This is a genomic window from Micromonospora sp. NPDC047521, from assembly GCF_055587305.1.
The window spans coordinates 528,221-550,555 of sequence record NZ_JBVJGN010000001.1; the positions used below are offsets into that span (position 1 = coordinate 528,221).

At 72.3% G+C, this 22,335-nt stretch carries 27 protein-coding genes; 7 read left to right on the plus strand and 20 right to left on the minus strand.

Going from position 1 to position 22,335, the window contains the following annotated elements; all coding sequences use genetic code 11:
* Positions 1-19: 19 nt before the first annotated feature.
* The 13 genes from ACZ6N8_RS02475 to ACZ6N8_RS02535 all read right to left on the minus strand — a co-directional run bounded on the left by ACZ6N8_RS02475 (position 20) and on the right by ACZ6N8_RS02535 (position 11,462).
* Entirely contained in the window at positions 20-1,351 is a 1,332-nt protein-coding gene (locus ACZ6N8_RS02475) for an NAD(P)/FAD-dependent oxidoreductase (protein WP_364367942.1), read from the minus strand.
* A gap of 103 nt (positions 1,352-1,454) precedes the next feature.
* Positions 1,455-2,015 carry a hypothetical protein gene (locus ACZ6N8_RS02480; RefSeq protein ID WP_466006996.1) on the minus strand — a complete coding sequence of 187 codons (561 nt, stop codon included), beginning with the start codon at positions 2,013-2,015 and terminating at the stop codon, positions 1,455-1,457.
* Positions 2,012-3,433, minus strand: coding sequence for a DUF58 domain-containing protein (locus ACZ6N8_RS02485; RefSeq protein WP_466006997.1), 1,422 nt, complete (start codon positions 3,431-3,433; stop codon positions 2,012-2,014). The genes ACZ6N8_RS02480 and ACZ6N8_RS02485 overlap by 4 nt, the downstream gene beginning before the upstream one ends.
* The gene (locus ACZ6N8_RS02490) at positions 3,433-4,440 is read right to left on the minus strand and encodes an AAA family ATPase (protein ID WP_139584142.1); all 1,008 of its coding nucleotides are present in this window, start codon (positions 4,438-4,440) and stop codon (positions 3,433-3,435) included. The genes ACZ6N8_RS02485 and ACZ6N8_RS02490 overlap by 1 nt, the downstream gene beginning before the upstream one ends.
* Complete coding sequence (locus ACZ6N8_RS02495) at positions 4,440-5,024, minus strand: hypothetical protein (protein ID WP_466006998.1); 585 nt, start codon at positions 5,022-5,024, stop codon at positions 4,440-4,442. The genes ACZ6N8_RS02490 and ACZ6N8_RS02495 overlap by 1 nt, the downstream gene beginning before the upstream one ends.
* Entirely contained in the window at positions 5,021-5,806 is a 786-nt protein-coding gene (locus ACZ6N8_RS02500; protein WP_466006999.1) for a DUF4129 domain-containing protein, read from the minus strand. Before ACZ6N8_RS02500 ends, ACZ6N8_RS02495 begins: the two co-directional genes overlap by 4 nt.
* Positions 5,807-5,826: 20 nt before the next feature.
* On the minus strand, positions 5,827-6,567 hold the full coding sequence (locus tag ACZ6N8_RS02505; RefSeq protein ID WP_466007000.1) for a uracil-DNA glycosylase: 741 nt from the start codon (positions 6,565-6,567) through the stop codon (positions 5,827-5,829).
* Complete coding sequence (locus tag ACZ6N8_RS02510; RefSeq protein ID WP_466007001.1) at positions 6,560-7,246, minus strand: dienelactone hydrolase family protein; 687 nt, start codon at positions 7,244-7,246, stop codon at positions 6,560-6,562. Before ACZ6N8_RS02510 ends, ACZ6N8_RS02505 begins: the two co-directional genes overlap by 8 nt.
* Before the next feature lie 198 nt (positions 7,247-7,444).
* A complete protein-coding gene (locus tag ACZ6N8_RS02515; RefSeq protein ID WP_466007002.1) occupies positions 7,445-7,978 on the minus strand; it encodes an LppU/SCO3897 family protein in 534 nt (177 codons plus the stop codon).
* A 130-nt stretch (positions 7,979-8,108) separates the two neighbouring features.
* On the minus strand, positions 8,109-9,089 hold the full coding sequence (locus tag ACZ6N8_RS02520; protein ID WP_466007003.1) for an HAAS signaling domain-containing protein: 981 nt from the start codon (positions 9,087-9,089) through the stop codon (positions 8,109-8,111).
* A complete protein-coding gene (locus tag ACZ6N8_RS02525) occupies positions 9,086-9,418 on the minus strand; it encodes a PadR family transcriptional regulator (RefSeq protein WP_089017691.1) in 333 nt (110 codons plus the stop codon). Before ACZ6N8_RS02525 ends, ACZ6N8_RS02520 begins: the two co-directional genes overlap by 4 nt.
* A gap of 87 nt (positions 9,419-9,505) precedes the next feature.
* Positions 9,506-10,435 (minus strand): Ppx/GppA phosphatase family protein, encoded by a 930-nt coding sequence (locus ACZ6N8_RS02530; protein ID WP_466007289.1) that lies wholly within the window; start codon positions 10,433-10,435, stop codon positions 9,506-9,508.
* A gap of 22 nt (positions 10,436-10,457) precedes the next feature.
* On the minus strand, positions 10,458-11,462 hold the full coding sequence (locus ACZ6N8_RS02535) for an ArsR/SmtB family transcription factor (RefSeq protein WP_466007004.1): 1,005 nt from the start codon (positions 11,460-11,462) through the stop codon (positions 10,458-10,460).
* A gap of 97 nt (positions 11,463-11,559) precedes the next feature.
* Here ACZ6N8_RS02535 and ACZ6N8_RS02540 point away from each other — a divergent pair, with 97 nt between their 5' ends.
* The gene (locus ACZ6N8_RS02540; RefSeq protein WP_466007005.1) at positions 11,560-12,450 is read left to right on the plus strand and encodes a CE1 family esterase; all 891 of its coding nucleotides are present in this window, start codon (positions 11,560-11,562) and stop codon (positions 12,448-12,450) included.
* A 1-nt stretch (position 12,451) separates the two neighbouring features.
* Here the strand turns inward: ACZ6N8_RS02540 and ACZ6N8_RS02545 are convergent, their stop codons facing one another.
* The 4 genes from ACZ6N8_RS02545 to eno all read right to left on the minus strand — a co-directional run bounded on the left by ACZ6N8_RS02545 (position 12,452) and on the right by eno (position 15,563).
* Complete coding sequence (locus ACZ6N8_RS02545; RefSeq protein ID WP_364367976.1) at positions 12,452-12,973, minus strand: amino-acid N-acetyltransferase; 522 nt, start codon at positions 12,971-12,973, stop codon at positions 12,452-12,454.
* A complete protein-coding gene (locus ACZ6N8_RS02550; protein ID WP_466007006.1) occupies positions 12,970-13,527 on the minus strand; it encodes a DUF501 domain-containing protein in 558 nt (185 codons plus the stop codon). The genes ACZ6N8_RS02545 and ACZ6N8_RS02550 overlap by 4 nt, the downstream gene beginning before the upstream one ends.
* A gap of 32 nt (positions 13,528-13,559) precedes the next feature.
* The gene (locus ACZ6N8_RS02555; protein ID WP_466007007.1) at positions 13,560-14,201 is read right to left on the minus strand and encodes an FtsB family cell division protein; all 642 of its coding nucleotides are present in this window, start codon (positions 14,199-14,201) and stop codon (positions 13,560-13,562) included.
* 78 nt (positions 14,202-14,279) lie between these two features.
* Positions 14,280-15,563: a phosphopyruvate hydratase gene (gene eno / locus ACZ6N8_RS02560; protein WP_364367985.1), complete on the minus strand. Its 1,284-nt coding sequence runs from the start codon at positions 15,561-15,563 to the stop codon at positions 14,280-14,282.
* Between the two features lie 213 nt (positions 15,564-15,776).
* Here eno and ACZ6N8_RS02565 point away from each other — a divergent pair, with 213 nt between their 5' ends.
* Positions 15,777-16,469, plus strand: a complete 693-nt coding sequence (locus ACZ6N8_RS02565; RefSeq protein WP_466007008.1) for a hypothetical protein — start codon at positions 15,777-15,779, stop codon at positions 16,467-16,469.
* 16 nt (positions 16,470-16,485) lie between these two features.
* Here the strand turns inward: ACZ6N8_RS02565 and ACZ6N8_RS02570 are convergent, their stop codons facing one another.
* Positions 16,486-18,105, minus strand: coding sequence for a DUF885 domain-containing protein (locus tag ACZ6N8_RS02570; RefSeq protein ID WP_466007009.1), 1,620 nt, complete (start codon positions 18,103-18,105; stop codon positions 16,486-16,488).
* 104 nt (positions 18,106-18,209) lie between these two features.
* Between ACZ6N8_RS02570 and ACZ6N8_RS02575 the strand changes: the two genes are divergently transcribed.
* The 5 genes from ACZ6N8_RS02575 to ACZ6N8_RS02595 all read left to right on the plus strand — a co-directional run bounded on the left by ACZ6N8_RS02575 (position 18,210) and on the right by ACZ6N8_RS02595 (position 20,545).
* Positions 18,210-18,677, plus strand: coding sequence for a YbaB/EbfC family nucleoid-associated protein (locus tag ACZ6N8_RS02575; RefSeq protein WP_466007010.1), 468 nt, complete (start codon positions 18,210-18,212; stop codon positions 18,675-18,677).
* Complete coding sequence (locus ACZ6N8_RS02580; protein ID WP_466007011.1) at positions 18,674-19,015, plus strand: WXG100 family type VII secretion target; 342 nt, start codon at positions 18,674-18,676, stop codon at positions 19,013-19,015. The genes ACZ6N8_RS02575 and ACZ6N8_RS02580 overlap by 4 nt, the downstream gene beginning before the upstream one ends.
* A gap of 3 nt (positions 19,016-19,018) precedes the next feature.
* Positions 19,019-19,513, plus strand: coding sequence for a WXG100-like domain-containing protein (locus ACZ6N8_RS02585; RefSeq protein WP_466007012.1), 495 nt, complete (start codon positions 19,019-19,021; stop codon positions 19,511-19,513).
* Between the two features lie 175 nt (positions 19,514-19,688).
* On the plus strand, positions 19,689-20,099 hold the full coding sequence (locus ACZ6N8_RS02590) for a hypothetical protein (RefSeq protein ID WP_466007013.1): 411 nt from the start codon (positions 19,689-19,691) through the stop codon (positions 20,097-20,099).
* Complete coding sequence (locus tag ACZ6N8_RS02595; protein ID WP_466007014.1) at positions 20,099-20,545, plus strand: SUKH-3 domain-containing protein; 447 nt, start codon at positions 20,099-20,101, stop codon at positions 20,543-20,545. The genes ACZ6N8_RS02590 and ACZ6N8_RS02595 overlap by 1 nt, the downstream gene beginning before the upstream one ends.
* A 24-nt stretch (positions 20,546-20,569) precedes the next feature.
* On the opposite strand, the gene ACZ6N8_RS02600 is transcribed toward ACZ6N8_RS02595, so the two are convergent.
* Both ACZ6N8_RS02600 and ACZ6N8_RS02605 read right to left on the minus strand, forming a co-directional pair.
* The gene (locus tag ACZ6N8_RS02600) at positions 20,570-21,541 is read right to left on the minus strand and encodes a nucleoside triphosphate pyrophosphohydrolase (protein ID WP_466007015.1); all 972 of its coding nucleotides are present in this window, start codon (positions 21,539-21,541) and stop codon (positions 20,570-20,572) included.
* 2 nt (positions 21,542-21,543) lie between these two features.
* Positions 21,544-22,332, minus strand: a complete 789-nt coding sequence (locus ACZ6N8_RS02605; RefSeq protein WP_387111805.1) for a SurA N-terminal domain-containing protein — start codon at positions 22,330-22,332, stop codon at positions 21,544-21,546.
* Positions 22,333-22,335 lie beyond the last annotated feature (3 nt).

The following is a 22,335-nucleotide window of genomic DNA, read 5'->3' on the forward strand; positions in this document are numbered from 1 at the left end:
GATGACGGGTACGGGAGGGTCAGACGCGGGGGGCGCCTACCGGCTGGGAGGCCTCGACGAACTCCTCGCGCGGGTCGTGCAGCTGGCCCAGGGCGACCACCTCACGCTTGAGGAAGAACGCCAGCGACCAGTCGACCACGACCCGGACCTTGCGGTTGAACGACGGGATCCGGCTCATGTGGTACGTACGGTGCATGAACCACGCCGGCCAGCCGGTCATCTTGATGCCGTACACCTGGGCGACGCCCTTGTGCAGGCCGAGGCTCGCCACGCTGCCGACGTGCTTGTGCTTGTAGTTGACCGGCTCGCGACCCCGGATCACGTTCGCGATGTTGTCGGCCATCCGCGCCGCCTGGCGCACCGCGTGCTGGGCGCTCGGCGAGCAGAAGTTGCCCGGCTCCTTCGTGAGGTCGGGCACCGCGGCACAGTCGCCCGCACTCCACGCACCCTCGATCACCCGGTCACCGTCGACCACCTGGAGGGTGGGGATGCAGGTGACCCGCCGGCGCTCGTCACGCGGGAAGTCCGTGGCGTCGAGCATCGGCGACGGCTTCACGCCTGCGGTCCAGACGATCGTGTCCGAGCGGAAGCTGTCACCGTCGGACAGCTTGACCACGCCGTCGACGCAGGACTCCAGCCGGGTGTCCAGCCGGATGTCCATGTTCCGCTTGAGCAACTGCTGCACCGTGTAGGCGCCCATGTCCCGGTCCACCTCGGGCAGCACCCGCTGGGTCGCCTCGACGAGCACCCAGCGCATGTCCTCCGGCTTCAGCTCCGGGTAGTAGCGCAGCGCGTCGCGGGCCATGTCCTCCATCTCGGCGAGCGCCTCGATGCCGGCGTACCCACCACCGACGAAGGTGAAGGTCAGCGCCGAGCGGCGGACGTCCGGGTCCGGGGTGACGGCGGCGACGTCCAGCCGGTCCAGGACGTGGTTGCGGAGGTAGATCGCCTCGCCGATGGTCTTGAACCCGATGCCCTGCTCGTGCAGGCCGGGGATCGGCAGCGTCCGGGACACCGAGCCCGGCGCCACGATCACGTGGTCGTACGCGATCTCCCGGGCCGGGCCGATGATCGGCTGCACGGTGGCCACCTTGCGTTCGTGCTCGATGCGGGTGACCGTGCCGGCCACCACCTTGCACCGGCGCAACTCCCGCCGCAGCGGCACCACGGAGTGCCGCGGGGAGATGTTGCCCGCCGCAGCCTCGGGCAGGAACGGCTGGTAGGTCATGTGCGGCTGGGGGTCCACGACGATGACCTCAGCCTCACGGGAGCTGAGCTTCTTCGACAGGCGCAGGGCGGCGTAAAGACCGACGTGCCCGGCACCCACCACAAGGATCCGCTTCGGATTCACGTCATCTATCTTTCCCCGGCCTGCTCAGGTAATCCCGCTCGCGCCCCCCATCTGTGACGGAGCACAACCCCTGTGACCTGCGTAACCCTGCCGCCCCACAGGACTACCTGCGGCGCAGCAGCCAGCCGAGCAACGCGGACGTGCCCACCGCGACAAGCAGTCCGAGCACGGTTACCCACTGGTGGCCGGTCTCGCCGCCCAGGCCCCCCACCTGCACCAGCAGTACCGCGAGCACAGCGGAACCCAGCAGCACCGCGCCCGCCCGCAGCAGCCAACGGACGACCAGATCCGGGTCGACCACGGCGTCGTACGGCAGCAGCGCGGCAAGCGCGCACAGGGTGTGCCCCAGGTAGAGCAGCGCGGCGATTGCCAGCAGCCGCCACAGCGCCACCGGCCGGCCGTACCCGTCGGTGGCGAGCAGCCAGCCACCCACCGTGACCAGCGCCGCGAAGGTCGACCAGATACGGCGGGGCCCCACCGCCGGCAGCAGAGCGGCCACCGTCAGGAAGAGCAACGGCCGGCCGGGCAGCACCTCGGCGGGGAACGCCAGGGCGAACCCGGCCAGCACTGTGACGAAGATCCCGCCGCGAACCAGCAGCGGTACGAGACTGATCCGGCCGAAAGCGGCCTGGGCCGCCCGGACCCGGTCGGCGACGGCGTTCACCGGCCACCCACCCTCGGAGCCGTGGCCAGCCGCGCCACGTCACGCAACACCTGGTCCAGGCTGCCGGCGCCGGCCCACCGCACCACCGGGACACCGTGCTCCCGCAACTGGCCGATCATGGTCTCCCGGTCCAGTCGCCACAGCCGGTACGCCACCTCCGCCCAGCCCCTGTCCTTCGGCGGCGCCAGGTCGGTCGGCAGCGTGTCGACAGCCACCACGAACCGCCCGGCGCGGGCCAGCCGGGCCAACATCTGCGCCGAACGCTCGTCCAGCAACGGCGTGAGCACCACCACCAGCGCGTCCGAGGAGAGCAGCTGCGGGCCGAACACCTGGTCGTACGGCTCGTGCGGGGAGGAGTCGGCGCGGACGTCGAGCAGCCACTCCAGCACCGTCAGGTACTGCCGGCGACCGGCGGCGGGGCGCAACCGTCGCGCCCCAGGCCCGTACTCCAGCAACGACACCCGGTCGCCACGGTGCAGGTAGTGCTCGGCGATCGCGGCGGTGGCCCGCACGGTCGTGTCCAGCACCGAGGCGGCACCGCCCACCCCACCGGATCGGCCGGCCTCGGCGAGCACGTCGAGCAGCACCACCACCTCGGCGTCCCGGTCGGAGAGGGTGGCCGCCACGTGCAGTTGCCGGGCGCGCAGCGACACCCGCCAGTCGATGCGACGCAGCCGGTCACCGGGAGCGAAGATCCGTACGCCGGCCAGCTCACCGCCCTCGCCGGGCCGGCGGGAGTGGTGCGCCCCGACCAGGCCGGCGGCGCGGGGCATCGCCTCCACCGCCTCGAACGGCTCGGTGCGAGGGTAGACCCGCACCCCGACCGGCTCGGTGATCACCGCGCGGGAGACCAGCAGGCCGCCCGCCGTGGCGACCCGGGCTCCGGCCGGGCCGACCGGATGCCGGCCCCAGCGCAGGGCCCGGCCGGCGAGTTCCAGGTCGACGGCCGCCCCGGTGGGCACCGACGTCACGAACGGCCGGTCCGCGGCGGACCGAGCGGCGCCGCCCGCCGCCGCCGTGGCATCGGCCGCCGGCGCGTCGTCGACGGACCCGGCGAAGCCGGCCCGGTCGATCCGCAGCCACTGCGACACCCGGGACCGCACCACCACCAGGTCGTAGTCGACAGTGTCCGGGTTGCCGACGCTCACCGCCGCCGCCACGTCGCCGCCCTCGACCAGCGGCCCGTCGTCCCCGGGGTTGATCCAGACCTGCGGCAGCGCGGTGGGTCGGCGGCGCAGCGCGTACGCGGTGCCCAGCGCGAACGGAGCGGCCAGCACGATCAGGTCGACCCGCCCCAGCAGCACCCCCGCCACCAGCAGCAGACCGGCGAGCAGCACCGCCCGGCCGAGCGCCCGGGTGGGCGCCCAGCCGGCGGCCGGTTCCGGCTCGGCAGCGTGCGGCACCGTCGATCCGGTCATCAGCGCCGGGGCCCGCCGGCGGCGTAGCTCGGCAGCGCGCCGCTGGCCGGCGCGGGCGTGGCGTCCAGCACCTCGCCTACCACGAACGCCGGGTCGACGCGGCGCAGCCACATCTCCGGGCGCAGCGTGATCCGGTGCGCGAGCGCCGGCGCCGCCACCTCCTTGACGTCCTCCGGCACGACGTAGTCCCGGCCGCCGAACACCGCGCGGACCCGGGCCAGCAGCAGCAACGCCAGCGATCCACGGGGAGACGCCCCGACCAGCACCGACGGGTGCTCCCGGGTGGCCGCGGTGAGGGCCACGATGTACCTGCCGATGGAGTCCTCCACCACCACGTCCTCCAGGGCGGCCTGCATCGTGCGCAGGGTGGCCGCGTCGACCACAGGCTTGATGTCGGCCTCCTCGCGGCGGCGGCTCATCCGGCGACGCAGCACCTCCCACTCCTCGTCACCCTCCGGGTAGCCGAAGGAGACCCGCAGCAGGAAACGGTCCAGCTGCGCCTCGGGCAGCGGGTACGTGCCCTCGTACTCGATGGGGTTGGCGGTCGCCAGGACGTGGAACGGCTCGTCCAGCTTGTACGTCACCCCCTCCACCGAGACCTGCTTCTCCTGCATGGCCTCCAGCAGCGCGGACTGCGTCTTCGGCGGCGTCCGGTTGATCTCGTCGGCGAGGAGCAGGTTGGTGAAGACCGGCCCGGCCCGGAAGGTGAAGTCGCCGTTGCGCTGGTCGTACAGGAACGAACCTGTGACGTCGGCGGGCAGCAGGTCCGGGGTGAACTGGAGGCGGCGGAAGTCCAGCCCGAGCGCCTGGGCGAAGGAACGCGCGGTGAGCGTCTTGCCGAGACCCGGCAGGTCCTCCAGGAGCACGTGCCCACCGGCCAGGATGCCGGCGAGGACCAGCTCCAACGCGTCCCGCTTGCCGACCACGACGGTGCCGACCGCGTCCAGCACCGCCCGCGCCAGGTGGCCGACCTCGGCGGCGGGCATGGTCCGGTCCACGTCGTTCATCAGATCTTCTCCAGTTCGGCGACGATCGCCGCGACGTCGCGCGGCGACGGGGGGCGGCGGGAGGGGGTGGCGAGGAAGCTCCAGAGCTGGTCACCGAGCAGCGCCCGGGCGCGGGTCGGATCGGAGTCGCGGGTGAGGCCGTGCCGCTGGCGCAGCCGCTCGTCGGCCAGCTCGCCGAGGCGGGGCAGGATCCGTTCGGTGAACCGCTCGCGGTTGCCGGACGCCCAGTCCAGGGGCCGTTCCCAGCCGTTGATCGCGGCGCGCAGCGCGTCCCGGGAGGTCCAGCGGTAGCTGCCGTCCTCCTCGCCGGTGGCCATCCGGCCGGCGGGTGGCGGCGGGGGTGGCGGCGCGAGCAGGGCGGTGACCCGGCGGACCGCCAGCACGGCGAGCACCCCGGCGACCAGCACGGGAAGCGAGACCTGGAGCCCTACGGCGCGGAGGCCGACGAGCAGCACCGCGACCACGGCGGCGGCCACCGCGAGCGCACGCAGCACCGGGCGGGCCCGGGAGCCGCGCTCCTGCGGGCCGGCCGGCGTCGCCTCCTCCTCGAAGGCGAGCAGGTCGTCGATGCTGGTGCTGCTCATGAACCCACCACCGGCGTCAGTTCGCCGCGCAACCGGCGCAGCGCGGCGCGGGCCTGGTCGCGGGTGCGTTCGTCGACCGGGCGGGTGGCGTACCGGGCCTCCCGGTAGACGTAAGCCAACTCGGCCAGCACGTCGGCGCTGACGATCGCCGGCACGCCCGCGTCCGGGTCGCCGCGCAGCAGACGGCTGACCAGGTCGGTGGGGGTGTCGCCGGTACGCCTGGGAACACCGGCCGTGGCGGCTGCCTCCTCCAGACGCACCCAGCAGGCGATCACCGCGACCCGCGGGTCGGTGGCCTGGTCGTCGAGGTCCACCAGACCCGCGTCGAGAGCGGCGACGACCTCGCGGGCGGTGCCCTCGGCCGTACGCCGGGACCGTTGCGCGGGCAGCGCGCGGGTCGCCCGACGACGCCGCAGACCGCGCAGCAGGATCCAGCCCAGGTAGCTGAGCGCGGCGAGGATGGCCAACCCGAGCAGCACCATCGCCACCGTCGCGATCCACTGCGGGATCTGCGCCTGGGTGGCCTCTCCGGCGTCGCGCGGCTCCACCGGGATCGACGGTGGCGGCTCGGCCGTCGGGTACTCCGGAACCCACGGCACCTGTTCCACAGGTGGGATCCGGCTGGCCCCGATCGACGAGTTTCCGGAGGCCAGCGCGGCCCCGGCGAGCAGGAGGGCGATCACGCCGACCGGCCACCAGCGACGCAGCAGGCCGACAGCCGGACGCAGCACCCCTTGCTCGGCAACCGGGTACGGCGTGGGCGGGCGCGTACTGTCAGTCATTGCCACCGCCCCACGCGTTCTCAGTCCACTCCGGCCAACTGCTTGGCCCGGCCGAAGACATCGTCCAGCATCTCTGGTGTCAGCCGCCCGGTGAAGGTGTTCTGCTGGCTGACGTGGTAGCAGCCGAGCAGCTCCGGTGCGTCCGTTCCGGACCAGTGTGCCCCATGGCCGAACGCCGGTCGCGGGCTGGGCGGGCGCTGCCCGTACACCTGGCGCAGCACCGGCCACCACGCGGCCCACGCGAACGCGCCGAGCGCGACCACGACGCGCAGGGTGGGCCGGATCAGCGTGACCTCGCGGTGCAGCCAGGGTGCGCAGGTGTCCCGTTCGTCAGGCGTGGGCTTGTTGTCCGGCGGCGCGCACCGGACGGCCGAGAAGATCCGCAGGTCGCGCAGGGCCAACCCGTCGTCGGCGGCGACGCTCGTCGGCTGGTTGGCGAGCCCGGCACGGTGCAGCGCGGCGAACAGCACGTCGCCCGAGCGGTCACCTGTGAAGATCCGGCCGGTGCGGTTTCCGCCGTGCGCGGCGGGCGCCAGTCCGAGGATGGCGATCCGCGCGTCGGCGGTGCCGAAGCCCGGGACCGGACGACCCCAGTACTCCTGGTCGCGGAAGGAGGCACGGCGGGTACGCGCCACCTCCTCCCGCCACTGGACGAGCCGGGGGCAGGCGAAGCAGTCGCTCACCGCCGCGTCGAGGTCGGCCAGGTCGGTCGCCCGCGCTGCGCGGGCGACCACCTGCTCGGGGGTACGCGACTCAGCCAAGCTTGGCCCGGAAGAGTTCCAGGGTCCGGGCCCAGGCGCTGGCGGCGGCACGCTGGTCGAACGCCTCCGGCCGGTCGTCGTTGAAGAACGCGTGCGAGGTGCCCGGGTAGTCGTAGAGGTGGCAGGTGCCACCGGCCTCCTCGATGGCCCGGCGGGCGGTCTGTACGCCCTCGGCGGTGGAGGTGCCGTCCTCTTCGGAGCAGTGGATGACGGCGGCCTTGCCGGCGTAGTCGGCCCATTCGGGGCGCATCGACTCCCACGGCAGCACCGGGTAGAAGCCCGCGGCGGCGACGATCCGCTCGGAGATGGTGGCCGACCACAGGGCCAGGCTGCCACCGGCGCAGAAGCCGACGGCACCGACCTTGCCGGTGACCTCGGGCCGTCCGGCGAGGTAGTCGGCCGCGCCGGCGATGTCCTTCGCGGCCTCGTCCATCCGCATGGCCATCAGCAGCCGCTGCGCCTCGTCCGGCTCGCTTGTCGTCTCACCCTTGTAGAAGTCCGGGGCGAGCGCCACGAAGCCGGCCTCGGCGAACCGGTCCGCCACCGAGCGGATGTGCGGCACCAGGCCCCACCATTCCTGGATGACGATGACCGCGGGACTGGCCGTGCCGCTGGCGGGTATCGCGAGATACCCCTCGCTCGTGCCCCCGTTGCTGCGGTAGCGCACCATCTCGCCCATCGGCCGTCCTCCTAGCGGTCAGTCATCGTTGGCTGGTCGCCCAGTGGTCCTACGTGCCGGTAGCCTGCCACGCCGTGGGGGCCGTCGGGAAGACGCGCGAACAGTGGCATTCACCTCCTGTTCGACGGCCGGTGACTTTGGGTACGACGACGGCGGCGAGGATCTTTCCCCGCCGCCGTCGTCCGCGCCGATGTTTCGTCAGGCCTTCTTGGTCAGGCAGAGCACGTAGCCCGTCTTGCCCGGCTCGATGTTGTAGAAGACGTAGCCCTCGTCGCCCTCCTTGAGGAACTGCTCACACGAGGTGGGCGCCTTGGCCTGCGCCTCGGTCTGCCCGTCCACCCGGCCGACCACGTTGTACGCCGCCTCCGTGGAGGTGCAGGAGACGACCTTGGCGCCGTCGACCTCCTCCTCCTTGGTGCCGGTCACCTCGGGAAGCTCCGCGATGCAGTCACCGGCCTTGGCGTCGGCCGTCTCGTCCTTGTTCAGGAAGTTGCCGATGGCCGAGCCGATACCGAACTTCAGGCCGGCGATGACGAGGAACACGACGATCGCGCCGATGATCCCGAGCGCCTTCTTCGCACCTGACTTCTTCGCCTCCTGCTCGACCGGCGGGGGCGTCGGCGTCTCGACGGCGGGCTTCGCCGTCTCGTCGGTCGGCTGCTGCGGCGTCTGGTCGGTCGGCTGCTGCGGCGCCGAGTCGGGGGCGGAGGGCGGTGCGACCTGCTCTGGCACGGGGGTTCCTTCCGAGGGGTTGATGAGCAGACGACACCGTAACGATCATTGATTTACGGTGCCGTCCCGCTCGCCTCGTCCGTTCAGCTATTTCCCAGCTTTCCCCACATGATCCAGTTCACATGGTCGGTCAGCTCGTCGGGGTCGGCGTCGGAGGCGTAGCCGGCGTCGCCGGGGGCGTGGTGGTCGCCGTCGGGTTCGTCGACGGCGTCGAGGTGAGCTCCGGTGTGCCGGTGGGTGTCGGGACTACCGCGCCCGGCGCACGGTGGCCGAAGGGCGCCTGGTCGACGCAGTACGGGTATGGGCGCAGCAGCGGATTGCCGTACTCGTCGACAGGGCTGGAGCAGTCCGGGTAGCCCAGGCGGATCGGGTTGCCGTTCTGGTCGAACAGCCGGGCGTTCTCCACCAGGCGACCCTCGCTGTCGTAGACGAAGACGTCCCGGATCTGGCTGTACTGACTGTCGACCGAGGTCTGGTCGTAGTAGTAGTCGGTGTAGCCGAGCCGGTCCTCCGCGTTCGCCAGCGCGGCGAGCGCGAAGAGAACGAGCACCAGGCTGCCGGCGTGCATCGCCCAGCGTGGCCACCGGGTCAGCCGTTCGGAACGGCGGCCGAGCCAGATCGAGGCGAGCACGAGACCGACCAGCATGATCAGGCCGGCCAGCAGCTCGCCGCCGAACCGGGGCAGCAGACCGAAGTCGCCGCCGGTGCTCATCACGGTGATCAGCATCGCCGCCAGGTAGGCGCGCAGCACCCACCAACCGGGGCGCAGCAGCCGCAGGAATTCGCTCGCGTTCTCGTACCCGAGGAGGGGGCCGACCCGAAGGTCGACCGCGCGCAGCCGGGTGCGGACCCGGACCACCAGGGCGGCGACCTGCCGGTCGAGGTTGCGGCCGCCGTCCGGCGCGGCGCCGGCCGCGGCGCGCAGCTCGGCGGCGTACGTCTCGGGCTCGCCCAACCGCTCGACGAGGGCGCCGTCGGTCTCGGCGGCGAACTCGGCGAGATGGTCGGCCAGATCCTCGGTCAGCTCGTCGCGCTGGGTGGGCGGCAGGTCGGCCAGGGCGGCCCGGACCCGCGCCACGTAGTCGGTGATTTCCTGCTCCGTGACGGTCATGCCGCCATCCCCCGATCGTCGAGCAGACTGTCCATTGTGGTGGCGAACGAGCGCCAGAGCTTGCCGGAGCGGGTCAACTGGTCGCGCCCCGCGGCGTTGAGTGCGTAGTACTTGCGGTGCGGCCCGGATTCGCTCGGCACGACGTACGTGGTGAGCAGGCCGGCGGCGAAGAGGCGGCGCAGCGTGCCGTAGACCGAGGCGTCGCCGACCTCCTCCAGCCCTGCCTCGCGGAGCCGGCGCAGGATGTCGTAGCCGTAGCCGTCCTCCTCCCGGAGCACGGCGAGGACGGCGAGGTCGAGCACGCCCTTCAGCAACTGTGTGGTGTCCACGCAGTGCACACTACTGTGCAATGCGAAATACCGTCAACGATCCGGCCCCGACACACGGGATCCACGTCGATCAGGGCGGCGCGGGGCCTACCGGAGGCTCCAGGCGATGCCGTCGAGGATGTCGTGCTCCGAGGCGACCACCGACGGCATCCCGGCCCGCTCCATGATCACGCGGAGAACCAGCGCGCCGGCGCCGATCACGTCGGCCCGACCCGGGTGCATCACCGGGATCTCCAACCGCTGCGCGCTGGTCCGAGCCAGCAGATCGTCGGTCACCCCGGCCACCGCCTCGTACGACACCCGGGCGTGGTGGATGCGCTCCGGGTCGTACTCCTGGAGGCCCTGCGCGATGGCGACCACTGTCGTGACCGACCCGGCGAGGCCGACAAGCGTGGCGGCCTCCCGGCCGGGCACCACCGCGAGCGCCCGGTCCACGGCGGCCGCGATGTCGGCCTGCGCGGCCGCGACCTGCTCGGGCGTCGGCGGGTCACCCGCCAGGTGACGCTCGGTCATCCGGACACAGCCGATGTCCACCGAGATCGCCGCCCGCACCCCGGCGGCCCGGTCGCCCACCACGAACTCGGTCGACCCACCGCCGATGTCGACGACCAGGAACGGCTCCTTCGCGTCGGCCGGCAACCCGCGCACCGCGCCGGTGAACGACAGCCGGGCCTCCTCGTCGCCGGTGACCACCTCGGGCGCGACCCCGAGGGTGGCCCGCACCATGTCGGTGAAGTCCGCCGCGTTCGTCGCGTCCCGGGAGGCGGAGGTGGCACACATCCGCACCCGCTCGGCGCCCAACTTCTCGATATCGGCGGCGTACGACGCCAGCGCCACCCGCGTCCGTTCGATCGCCTCCGGCGCGAGCCGGCCCGTCCGGTCCACACCCTGCCCCAGCCGGACGATCTCCATCCGCCGGGTCAGGTCGGTCAACGGCGCCTGGGAGCCGGCCGACGCCTCGGGCAGATCGGCCACCAGCAGTCGGATCGAGTTGGTCCCGCAGTCGATGGCCGCCACACGCGTCGTCACGGCAGCAACCTTACGGCAGGCCACGCCCCGCACGGCCGTGCACCGGACCTCCCAGCACCTGCGCGCCAAGCGTGGTCAGGTGGTGCCGGACGGCCCCGCCGACCCGTTCGCTGGCGATCAGACCGGCCGCCCGCAGCGCGGTGGCGTGCTCCGAGGCCGACGACAGGCTGACCCCCACGGCCCGGGACAGCGCCGTGGTGGTCAGGCCGCCCTCGTCGGCGAGCCGCCGCAGCACCGACGCCCGGGTCGCACCCAGCAGCCGGCCGAGGGCGTCGTCCGCCGGCGAGCCGCCGCGCGGCGGCATCGGCACCGGGTAGACGAGCAGGACCGGGTGACCCGGCTCGACAAGCACGCGGGGACGGGGCCCGGCCAACGGGGACGGCAGCAGCATCACACCGTGGCCGGTGCCGCTCAGGTCCCCACTCCACCAGGTCCGCACCTCGAGCACCGGCTCCCGCCACCGGATCGCCGGATGCAGGCCCGCGAACAGCCCGGCCACGCCGTGCCGCGCCAGCCGCTCGCTGGCGCAGGTCACCTGCTGGCGGTACGCGGACACCAGATCGGCCCACTGCGGTGCGAGGACCGCGTCGAACCAGGTGCGCACCGCCCCGCCGAACAGCTCCAGCACCTCCGGATCCGCCGCCGCGAACCGTCGCCGCAGCGGGGTGACGGTCGTGTCGGCGTACGCCTCGATGACCTCGGCGCGGACCCGCCACGCCGGGGTGGCCCGGATGGCCTCCACACCGGCCTCCACCGACTCCAGCCCGCCGAAGGGGGTGACGAAGTCAGGCATTCGCCCCCGGTCGGGCAGCAGGTGCCGCAGGACGGCGGTGGCCGCCTGGGCCCCACCCGTACGCTCGACGGCCGCCGCCCGCTCGGCGAGCGCCGGCGCCATCGCCGCGACCGTCGGATCACGCAGCCACTGGCCGGCCAGCAGGGCCGTGCCCACCGGGTGCAACCGAGCGGCGAACCGCACCCGGCACAGGTCCGCCGGCCCGAGCTGGAGGCGAAGCATGGAAACAGCCTGCCTCCCTTCGCCCTGGACCGAAAGGGTTGATCCGCGTGTGCGACACCTCCAGTGTGGATGGCGGGGTCGACGGGGGGTGGCCGGCGTGCGGCGTACGAAGGCGGTGTTGACGGGGCTCTGCCTCATCGTGCTCGTCGCAGCCTGTGGTGAGCGGGGGCAACCCTCGTCGGCCCCGCCAGCGACATCCGCCGCACCGGCCCAGAGCCCGGCGCCGGGCGACCACCTGCTCACCCTCAAGCACAACGGGCAGGACCGCACCTACCTGCTGCACGCCCCGCCCGGGTACGACCCGAACCGGTCGTCAGCCCTCGTCATCGCGCTGCACTTCTATCCCGGTACCGGCGCCGCGATGCGCGAACTGGCCGGCCTCGACGCCAGGGCCGACAAGGACAACGTGCTCGTCGCCTACCCCGACGGCGTGGGTGGCGGCTTCAACGCGCTGGTCTGCTGCGGCACGCAGGACGACGTCGGCTTCCTCAACGCCCTCACCGACCACCTGGTGCAAACGTGGCGTGCCGACCCGAACCGGGTCTTCCTCACCGGCATCTCCAACGGCGGCGACATGAGCTTCCGGGCGGCGGTGGAGGGTGCGGGCCGGTTCGCCGCGATCGGCGTGGTCAGCGGCGGTTACAGCGGTTCCCTGACCACCGCCGAGTCGTACGTGCCGAAGAACCCGGTCTCCGTGATCACCTTCATCGGCGGGCAGGACAGGTACGCCTCGATCTTCCAGACCGGCGTCCGCACCTGGCAGCAGCGGCTCACCTGCCGGCCCGGCCCGAAGGCCTCCGGGGCGCCACGGGTCACCCGGACCGTGGCGGGCTGCGCGGACGGCAGCCAGGTCGACGTCTACACCATCACCGACATGGGCCACAGCTGGCCCGGGGCGACCTCCGGTCAGCTCGCCGCGCCCGCCGCCGGCCTGTCCGCCACCGACCTGATGTGGGAGTTCTTCGCCGCCCACCCCCGCCGGGCCTGACCTACAGGCGCAGCAGCATCCGGGTGTTGCCAAGCGTGTTCGGTTTGACCCGCTCCAGATCCAGGAACTCCGCGACACCCTCGTCGTACGAGCGCAGCAACTGCTCGTACACCGGCTGCGGCACCGGAGCGCCGTCGATCTCCCGGAAGCCGAACGAGCCGAAGAACCGCGTCTCGAAGGTGAGCACGAAGATCCGCGCCACGCCCAGCTCCCGGGCCGCGTCGATCAGCTCGCCCACCAGCCGGTGACCGATCCGCCGGCCCCGGCAGGACGGATCCACCGCCACCGTACGGATCTCGGCCAGGTCCTCCCACATCACGTGCAGCGCGCCACAGCCCACCACCACGCCGTCCTCGGCGCGCACCGCCACCCGGAACTCCTGCACGTCCTCGTACAGCGTGACGGTGGCCTTGCTGAGCAGACGCCTGTCGTCGGTGTACGTGTCGACCAGCCGCCGGATGCCCCGCACGTCGCCGGTGCGGGCCCGCCGCACCAGGATCTGACCCTCGACAGAAGCTGTCATCCGGCGGGAGGCACGTCCACGCACGGACCGGCCGCCCACCAGGGCTCGACCAGGTCCAGCGTCTCGTCGCCGAACGGGTTCACACCCGGCCCGGCGCCCAACGCGTGCCCCAGGTGCACGTGCAGGCACTTCACCCGACCCGGCATACCGCCGGCGGAGATGCCGGCGATCTCCGGCACCTCACCGATCGCCTCCCGGCGGGTGAGGTAGTCCTCGTGTGCCGCCCGGTAGTGGGCGGCCAGTTCCGGATCCGTCGTCAGCCGGTCCGCCATCTCCTTCATCAGCCCCGCCGACTCCAGCCGGCTGCACGCGGCGGTGGCCCGGGGGCAGGTCAGGTAGTACAGCGTCGGAAACGGGGTGCCGTCGGCGAGGCGCGGCGTCGTCTCCACCACGTCCGGCAGGCCGCACGGGCAACGGTGCGCCACCGCCCGGGTGCCCCGGGGCGGGCGGCCGAGCTGCGCGGCCACCGCGGCCAGGTCGGCCTCCGTGGCCGGTTCCCGCTTCGGCGGAGGTACGGAATCCGCCGCCGGCTCCGACGGTGGTACGACAGTCACGGTGCCCATCTCTCCTGAAGCTTGTCGGTCGGTCACTTGCCGGGCTGCTGGCTGTCCGCCGCCTGCACACTCGACCACAGCGTGTCGTACCAGGTGACCGGCCCCGCCGGGGCGGCCGGACCAGCCGACTTCCCGGCGTCGCGGGCGGCGCCCTCCGGATCGTGCAGGACAACCATCATCTTCTCGCCCGGTCGGCCCATGAAGAACCGTTCCCGGGCCTTGGTCTCGATGAACGCCTCGTCCTTCCACTTCGCTGCCTCGGCGGCGAGCTTGGCGATCTCCTCCTCCTGCACCGCCTGCGCGGCCTCCATCCGCTCGATGTCGGCCTGCTGGTCCAGGTAGACGCGCACCGGATAGGTGTACGCGAGGGCGAGCGCGATGAGCACCGCGAAGAGCACTGTTGCCCGACCGGTGAAGCGACGGGGATGGGGTGCGGCGAGCCGCTTGACGGCCCCACCGGCGGCGGTACGCCGAGCGGCGGCCGGCCGGTTCGCCGAGCGCACGCCGTCGGCGCCCCGGGCCGCGCCCGGCGCCCGGCCGGCCGTGCCCCGCGGTTCGGCGCGTACACCTGTCTCGCGGACCGACCCACGGGTGCCCCGGCCGCCGCCCGGCCGGCCGGACTGACCCGGCCGGCGGGCGGGACGCTGACCACCCGGTGTGCGCCGCTGCTGCATCGTCACACCCCTCCCCCGAGGCTTCATGCGTTACGGAGATTGCCGGGAAGCCCCGCGGTGGGGCTTCCCGACCACGTCTCAGGCCGAACGGTAGCGCGGGAAGGCGCCGGCGCCGGCGTAGCGCGCCGCGTCGGCCAGCTCCTCCTCGATCCGGAGCAGCTGGTTGTACTTGGCCACCCGGTCCGAGCGGGCCGGCGCGCCGGTCTTGATCTGACCGCAGCCGGTGGCCACCGCCAGGTCGGCGATGGTGGTGTCCTCGGTCTCGCCGGAACGGTGGCTCATCATGCACTTGAAGCCGGCCCGGTGGGCCAGGTCCACCGCGTCCAGGGTCTCGGTGAGCGAACCGATCTGGTTGACCTTGACGAGGACGGCGTTAGCCGCCTTCTCCGCGATGCCGCGGGCGATGCGCTGCGGGTTGGTCACGAACAGGTCGTCGCCGACGATCTGCACCCGGTCGCCGATCGAGGCGGTCAGCGTCTGCCAACCGCTCCAGTCGTCCTCGGCCAGCGGGTCCTCGATCGACACGATCGGGTACTCGTCGGCGAGCTTGGTGTAGTAGGTGCTCATCTCCTCGGCGGACTTGCCGGCGCCCTCGAACGTGTACGTGCCGTTCTCGAAGAACTCCGTCGCCGCCACGTCGAGCGCGAACACGATGTCGGTGCCGAGCCGGTAACCGGCCTTCTCGACCGCCTCGGCGATCAGGTCCAGGGCGGCGGCGTTCGTCGGCAGGTTCGGCGCGAAGCCACCCTCGTCGCCGAGCCCCGTCGACAGGCCCTTCTTCTTCAGCACCGACTTCAGCGCGTGGTAGACCTCCGCGCCCGAACGCAGCGCCTCACGGAACGTGGGCGCGCCGATCGGCGCGATCATGAATTCCTGGATGTCGACGTTCGAGTCGGCGTGCGCGCCACCGTTGAGGATGTTCATCATCGGCACCGGCAGCAGGTGCGCGTTCGGGCCGCCCAGGTAGCGGAAGAGGCTCAGCTCGGCGCTGCCGGCGGCGGCCTTCGCCACCGCCAGGGAGACCCCCAGGATCGCGTTCGCGCCCAGCTCCGACTTGCTGTCGGTGCCGTCGATGTCGAGCATCTTCTGGTCGATGAGCCGCTGCTCGCTGGCCTCGTACCCGATGATCTGGTCGACGATCTTGTCTTCGACGTTGGAGACCGCCTTCTCCACGCCCTTGCCCTGGTAGCGGTCGGCGTCACCGTCGCGCAGCTCGATCGCCTCGAACGCGCCGGTGGAGGCGCCGGAGGGCACCGCGGCGCGGGCCACCGTGCCGTCGTCCAGGCCGACCTCGACCTCGACCGTGGGGTTGCCCCGCGAGTCGAGAATCTCCCGGGCGACGATTCCCTCGATGGTTGCCACTGAGTCGCTCCTCGTTGTTGTGATCCGGTCCGTGGGTGGGCCGCGACGGTGCGGCTGAGGCAGGTGTTGAACGCAGCGTATCGGGCCACGGGAAAGGGCACGGCGTCGCCCGCGCACCCGAGCCGCCCCGCGCTGACGGACATTCCCGGATTTCCGGGCGTCAACCGGCAACTGGTTTGCGCTGCGCGGACCGGATCCACCAGGCTGGTCGTCATGCCCGCCGCCTCGACCACCCTCCGCATGCTCGCCGTGTCGGTCATCGCGTCGCTCACGGTCACCGGCTGTCAGACATTCGAGGACGCCGGAGTCGCCCTGGAACGCTCCGAACTCGTCAACGACCTCGCCACCCGCCTCGACCGGGCACTGGAGTTGACCTACTCGGCCGACTACCAGCTCCCCGGGGGCCGAAGCGCAGCGATCGTGCAGGCACAGGACCCGGCCCGCTCGTCGTACACCTACCCGGGTGGGCGGCTCACCGTCACCCCGGAGGCGGTCACCAGGTGCACGGGCACCGGCCCTCGCACCGAATGCACGCTCGTCGCACCTCCCACACCCGCCGGCAAGTCCACCGTGTCGCTGTTCACCGAGGCCAACCAGCAGGGCCTGGCCACCCCACCGGTGGTGGTGGGGCTGCTGACCGCCGCCGCGCTCGACCCGCAGGCGGTCATCAAGCAGACCGACACCACAATCGCCGGGCGGCACGCCACCTGCGTCGAGGTGCAACGGTCGGACGGCGACTTCACCGCCTGCGTGACCACCGAGGGTGTGCTGGGCAGCTTCACCGGGCCGGTCGACGGCAAGCCGATGGAACTGGCGTTGAGCCGCTACTCCGAGACGGTCCCGCAGGACGCGTTCGACCCGCCCGCGGGCGCGAACGTGGTGGACCGCCGCCCGGGTGGCGCGTGACCGGCGCGGAGGTCTCCTAGACCCCCAGCAGGGTGCGCAGGTGGCGCGGGGGCGGGCAGTCGTGGGCGAGCATCGCGTCGTGCCACTCGCGCGTCGACACGCCGTCCGGGCGGGCGGCGGCGATCTCGGCCACCTCGCTGTACCCGACGAAGTAGGTGGACAGCTGCGTGGAGGTGAGCAACGCCCGGCGCCACTTGCCGGCCGCCTCGCCCTCCTCCTGGAAGCCGCGCCCGGTCATCAGCGCCATCGCCTCGGCCTCGGGCAGATCCTCGGCGTGCACCAGCTGGTCGAGCAGCGCATTGATGGTCATCCGCAGCTGCATCTTGAGCTGCTGCAACCGCACCGGCAGCCCGCCGAAGCCCAACCCGGCCATCAGCTCCTCGGCGTACACCGCCCAGCCCTCGATGAACGGGCCGGACTCGGCAAGCGCCCGCACCCGCGTACCACCGACGTAGCGGCGGGCGTGGGCGAGCTGGAGGAAGTGCCCGGGCATCGCCTCGTGCACGGTCAGGTTGCGGATCATGTGGTCGTTGTATTCGCGGTAGAACGACTCGACCCGCTGCGCCGGCCAGTCCGACGGCGTGGGGGCGATGCAGTAGAAGGTGGGGACGTTCGCGGTCTCCAGCGGACCCGGCGAGTCGCAGTACGCCACGGCGACGCCCCTGGCGAACTCCGGCATCTCCTGGATGACGCACCTGTCGTCGACGAGGCTGACGAGGTCGTGGAGGCGGACGAAGTCGGTCGCCTCGTCGAGGGTGACGCCGGCCAGCTCGACGATCGTCGCGTCGTCGGGGTGTTCGGCGGCGAGCACGTCGAGCGCCCGGCGTACCGCCTCGTCGTCGGCCCGGCCACCGACCAGCTCGACCGCCGCCGCTCGGATCTCCTCGGTGACCCGGTCCAGGTTGGCCCAGGCGCGGCGTTGGATCTCGGCGGCGCCCAGCTCGGTGTCGAGGGTGTGCCAGAGCCGGGCCTCCCAGCGGCGACGGCCCAGCCGTGGGTCGCGGCCCGGTCCGGCGTCGGAGGCGAGGCCGGCGCGCAGCCAGGCGACGAACTCCTCAAGCGCCGCGATCGCGGCGGTGGCCGCCGGCTCCACCCGGTCGAGGCTGCCCGGCGCCTGGGCGATCAGCCCCGGCAGCTCGTCGCGGATCAGCGCGGCCGTGCCGGTGAACTGCCCGACCGCCGTCTCGGCGTGGATCCGCGGCATGTCCCGCAGGGTCGCGCGGGCCGTGGCGAGGGCGTCGGGTACGGCGGCGAGCCGGCCGGCCAGCTGGGTCAGCCGCACCTCGGCCGGGGCGTACGGGCGGGCCAGCAGCGGATGCAGCAGCGGCCCGGGGTTGTGCCGTAGCGGGTTCCACTCGTGGGAGCGGATCTCGGTCAGCTCGAACAGCTCCCGGTCGACGAACGAGGTGAGCAGCGCGTGGTCGATCTGCTCGTCGACGTCGAGCGAGTCGGGATCCAACTCGGACAGCGCGTTCGCCGCGTCGGAGAGCATCGCCCGGTCGGCGGCGAGCGCGTCGGCGGACAGGTCCGGTAGCCGATCGTCGTACCGATGGTCGCCGGCGGCGGTGGCGACCCCCGGCCGGCTCTCCAACAACGCCTCGACAACCCGTTCCGCCAGAACCCCGAACGCTTCCACCCCCCGACCCTACCGACTGCCCTTCCCGGTCGGCGCGAAACGGGCACACATGGGTTGAGCCTCATCGATACCATCGACCACCTCGGCGTCGGGGAGGTCTGGTCGTGGAAGACGAGAGCTTACGGGTTCGGCGGCTGGGTGGGCCCGGCCTCGGCACGGCGGAGTTCGACCAGCTCCTCCAGCAGACACGTGCGGCGCTGGCCTCGACCCGCCGGGCCAGCCGAGCCGCAGCCGAGACCCCGCCGGACGTCGTCGAGGCGGTGGGCGAGGCCCTCGACGGTCTGGTACGCGTCGTCGCGAACGGGGACGGCAGCCTGTCCGAGCTCACCCTGGACCCCCGGGTGCTGCGACTCCCGCTGACCGATGTGGCCGACGGCGTACGACAGGCGGTGAACGCGGCGGTGGCCGAGGCGCGGACCGCCGCGCAGCCGGAGGTGCCGGACGACGTACCCCAGGTCGACCTCGACGCCCTCGGGCAACGGATCGAACGGATCCAGTCCGAGAGCCTTCGGCAGATGGCGACGTTCTCCGAGACCGTCAACGACGTCCTCGACCGGATGCGACGCTCGTGAAGCCGCTGGACGTGGACCCGGACCTGCTGCGCCAGACCGGCGGTGAGCTCGACTCCGCCGTGGAACGGATGGACGCGCTGGTCCAACAGGTGAGCAGCCAACTCCCGACGCTCGGCGAGGTGTGGGGCGGCGACGACCTGGGCTTCCTCATCAGCGAGTGCTTCGGCGGCGCCTTCGAGTTGGCCGTCGACTGCTTCGAGGCCAACACCGACACCCTCGCGGAGTACGCCGAGCGGCTGCGCGGGATGGCCGAGGCGTACGAGCGGGTCGAGGAGACGAACACCCAGTCCCTGCTCGCCCTGGGACGGGCTCTCGACAGCGGCACCGGGAGGGCGTGAGCGATGGGCCTCCAACTCCCCGGCGAACTGGTGGAGGTGCTCGGCTGGCTGGGCTTCTCCTGGCCGGAGGCCGATGAGGAGCGGATGTTCGAGCTCGGCCAGCAGTGGCTGCGGTTGGCCGACGAGGTCGATGGTCCGGTCACCGCCGCGTCGACCGCCGCCGCCAACCTGTGGCAGAGCAACGCCGGCGCGGCGATCGACGCCTTCCGGGCCGCCTGGGCCGCGGAGAAGTCACCGGCCGGCAACCTGGAGAACGCCGGGCAGGGTGCGCGGATCCTGGGCCTGGCGATGATCGTCTGTGCCGGGATCGTGCTGGCGCTGAAGATCAATGTGATCGTGCAGCTGGCCCTTCTCGCCTTCCAGGTCGCCCAGGCCATCGCCACCGCGGTCGTCACCGCGGGCGCCTCCCTGCTCGAGATACCGATCTTCAAGGTGATCACTGAGCTGATCATCGACCAGTTGGTCGGCATGGCCCTGGAGATGATCCTCAGTGGGTAGGAAGGGCCGAGGTGGCGGCGGCCGGGGAGACCGCCGCGGCGGCGGTCGCGGAGGTCGCGGCATCGCCAGCCCCGCGAACGACTTCTTCGACTTCCCGCCGAACGCCGGCGGTCCCGGCGGTCCGGGCGGCCCCGGAGGCCCGGGCGGTCCGGGTTCACCGGGTCGGGACCGTGACATGACCCCGGCGGAACGGGACGAACGAGCCCGGGAGCTCGCCGCCGAGAACGCCGACCGCCGTCAGCGGGAGGGCCGGGAGGAGGGTGTGTCCGAGTCCGTCGTGACCGCCGACGGCCGTGAATACACCGCCAGCAGCTCGGACACCCCCTACCCGGTCCACGATCCGGACGTACGGGACGTGATCGATCGCGCGGACCCCCGCGCCGACTGGCACGGACACTGCGCCCTGCCCCGCGCCATCGAGGACGGGATCGTCCGCGACGGACTCACCCTTGAGGACTTCCGGGGAGCATCGGTCGGCTCGGCCCAGATCGGTCCGGAAGGCAGCCGCACCCACGGGCGTTACGTACCGCCATGTGATAGTTGTGAACCGCTGTTCGACGAGCTGGACCTGAGAAGGGCGATGTGATGGCCGAGGCACACGACTGGACGCCTGACGTCGTCGCGCACCTCACCACGGCCGGCTGGCAGCCAGGCCGCCGGATCGACCTCCGCGAGTGGGCACAGGAACTGGCCGACGGCAGCGACTTCCATCTACACCCGGCGGCAGCCGCCTTCCTGGCCGAGTTTGGCGGGCTCGACGTGCCCCGGATCCGTGGCCTCGGACGCGACGTCGCCTCGGTCGCCTTCGAGCTGGACCCCCGTAACGGCGAGGGCCGCCGGGACTGGTTCCGCCGTCTCGGCTGCCCGGCCCGGGGTGAGCTCTACCCCATCGGCGACGCCGGCGGCGGCCACGCCATCCTCGCGATCGACGAGGACTCCACCGTGTTCATGCTCTTCGGCAACGAGTGCCGGCGGGTCGGCTCCGGCCCCGAGGCCGTCGCCAATCTGGTGACCGGTCGACGGCCGACCTGACAGCCCCGACGCCGGCTTCGCCGGTCAGCGCGCCTCAGCGACGCGGACGGCTTCGGCGTACGCCAGGGTGGCACGGCGCAGGGCGGCTTCCGGGTCCAGGTCGGCCTGACGGGCCGCGGCGACCGTGGCCAGGAGGCTGGCACCGAGCCTTGCCTCCTCGTCCACCTGACTGGCGGCCAGTGGAGGCGGGACGGCCAGGCCGACGCGGGCAGCGCGGTCCAGGATCTGCGCGGCCAGTGCCAGCGCGGGCTGACTCAACGCCACACCGTCCAGTACCGAGTCGCGTGCCTTCTCAGCCCGCTTGATCCGCTCCCAGTTGGCGGTGATCTCCTCCAGTGTGCCCGCCTCCGCCCCGGCGAAGACGTGCGGATTGCGCCTGATCATCTTGTCGACCAGGCCACCGGCCACGTCGTCGATGGTCCACCGCTCACCCTCGGGCAGCTCCTCGGCCAGCCGGGCGTGCAACACCACCTGGAGAAGCACGTCGCCCAGCTCCTCGCGGAGCGCGTCGGTGTCGTCGGCGCCTATCGCGTCGTACGCCTCGTAGCTCTCCTCCAGCAGATACGGGGCAAGGCTACGGTGCGTCTGCGCCCGCTTCCACGGATCACCACCAGGCGAGGCCAGCCGGTCCATCACGGCAACCGCGTCCAGCAGGCGGGCACCCGGCGGGTCCCACGAGCCGTACATCAGCTCCATCTCGGCCAAACCCGGCTCCCGCGCCAGCCGCAGACCCAACTCCCGGGCCAGCGCCTCGTCGCCGGCCGGGCCGGCCAACCAGACCGCCGTACCGTGCGCCGCCACCGTGTCCAGCAGTCGCTGCGTCGCCGGGCCGTCCACCACCGTCACCTCGGCGCCCGCCTGGCGCACGGCCGTGACCAGCTCACTCTCCGCGCCGCACAGCACCGGATGCTGACGTACGACGTCCCAGGCGGCAGCCGTCAGCAGACCCGCGGGCAGCCGGGGCGAGGTGACGAGCAGGACGATCCGTGCCGTCATGCTCAGCTGGCCGTGCCCTCGGCGTCCGGGCTGCCACTCGACGGCACCGACTCCGGGGTGGAGATGTCCGTGACCGGGCCCTCCTCGTTGATGTACGGCAGCGAGTAGAACACCAACGACTGGCCGGTGCTCACCACCGACGGCACGCCCACCGCCCGGAAACGGGGGTTGATCGTGACGTCGACCCGGTCGGCCTCCTCCTCCAGGGCGGCGCTGAGCGCGGTAGCGCTGCGCACGAAACCGCCGTCGCCGAAGGCCCGCCGCACGTCGGCCACGGACATCCCGCCCTGGATCGCGCCGGTCTTCGTGAGGGCGTCGTAGACAGCCATCAACGAGTCGTCGCTCAGGTCGGCCGGCGGAAGCTGCTGGTTGAGCGCCTGGAGCAGGTCGATCCACTCACCCCAGAGCTTGGCGTACTCGGTGCTGGCCGGCACCCGCAGGTTCTGCTCCAACTGCTCCGGGCTGACCTCGTCGGGCACCTGGAGGTTCTTCGCCGACGCGACCCGCTTGCCCAGGTCCAGGCTGACCAGCAGGTTCACCACGTCCTGCCGGGTGACGGCGGAACGCAGCTGCTCGGGCGACGGCGACGCGCCCGCCTGGCCGGCCTCGCGGCGAACGGCTTCCCCGTACTTCGCCTGCACGTCGTCGTAGATCGCGTCGACCCGGTCCAGGGAGTACGTCGTGTCACCGACGTACGCGGCGACGTCCGGCGCGGACTTCCCGCAGGCAGCGAGGGAGAGGACACCCAGAGCCGCGACGCTGGCGGCGGCGATCACACGGCGAGCACGCATGCC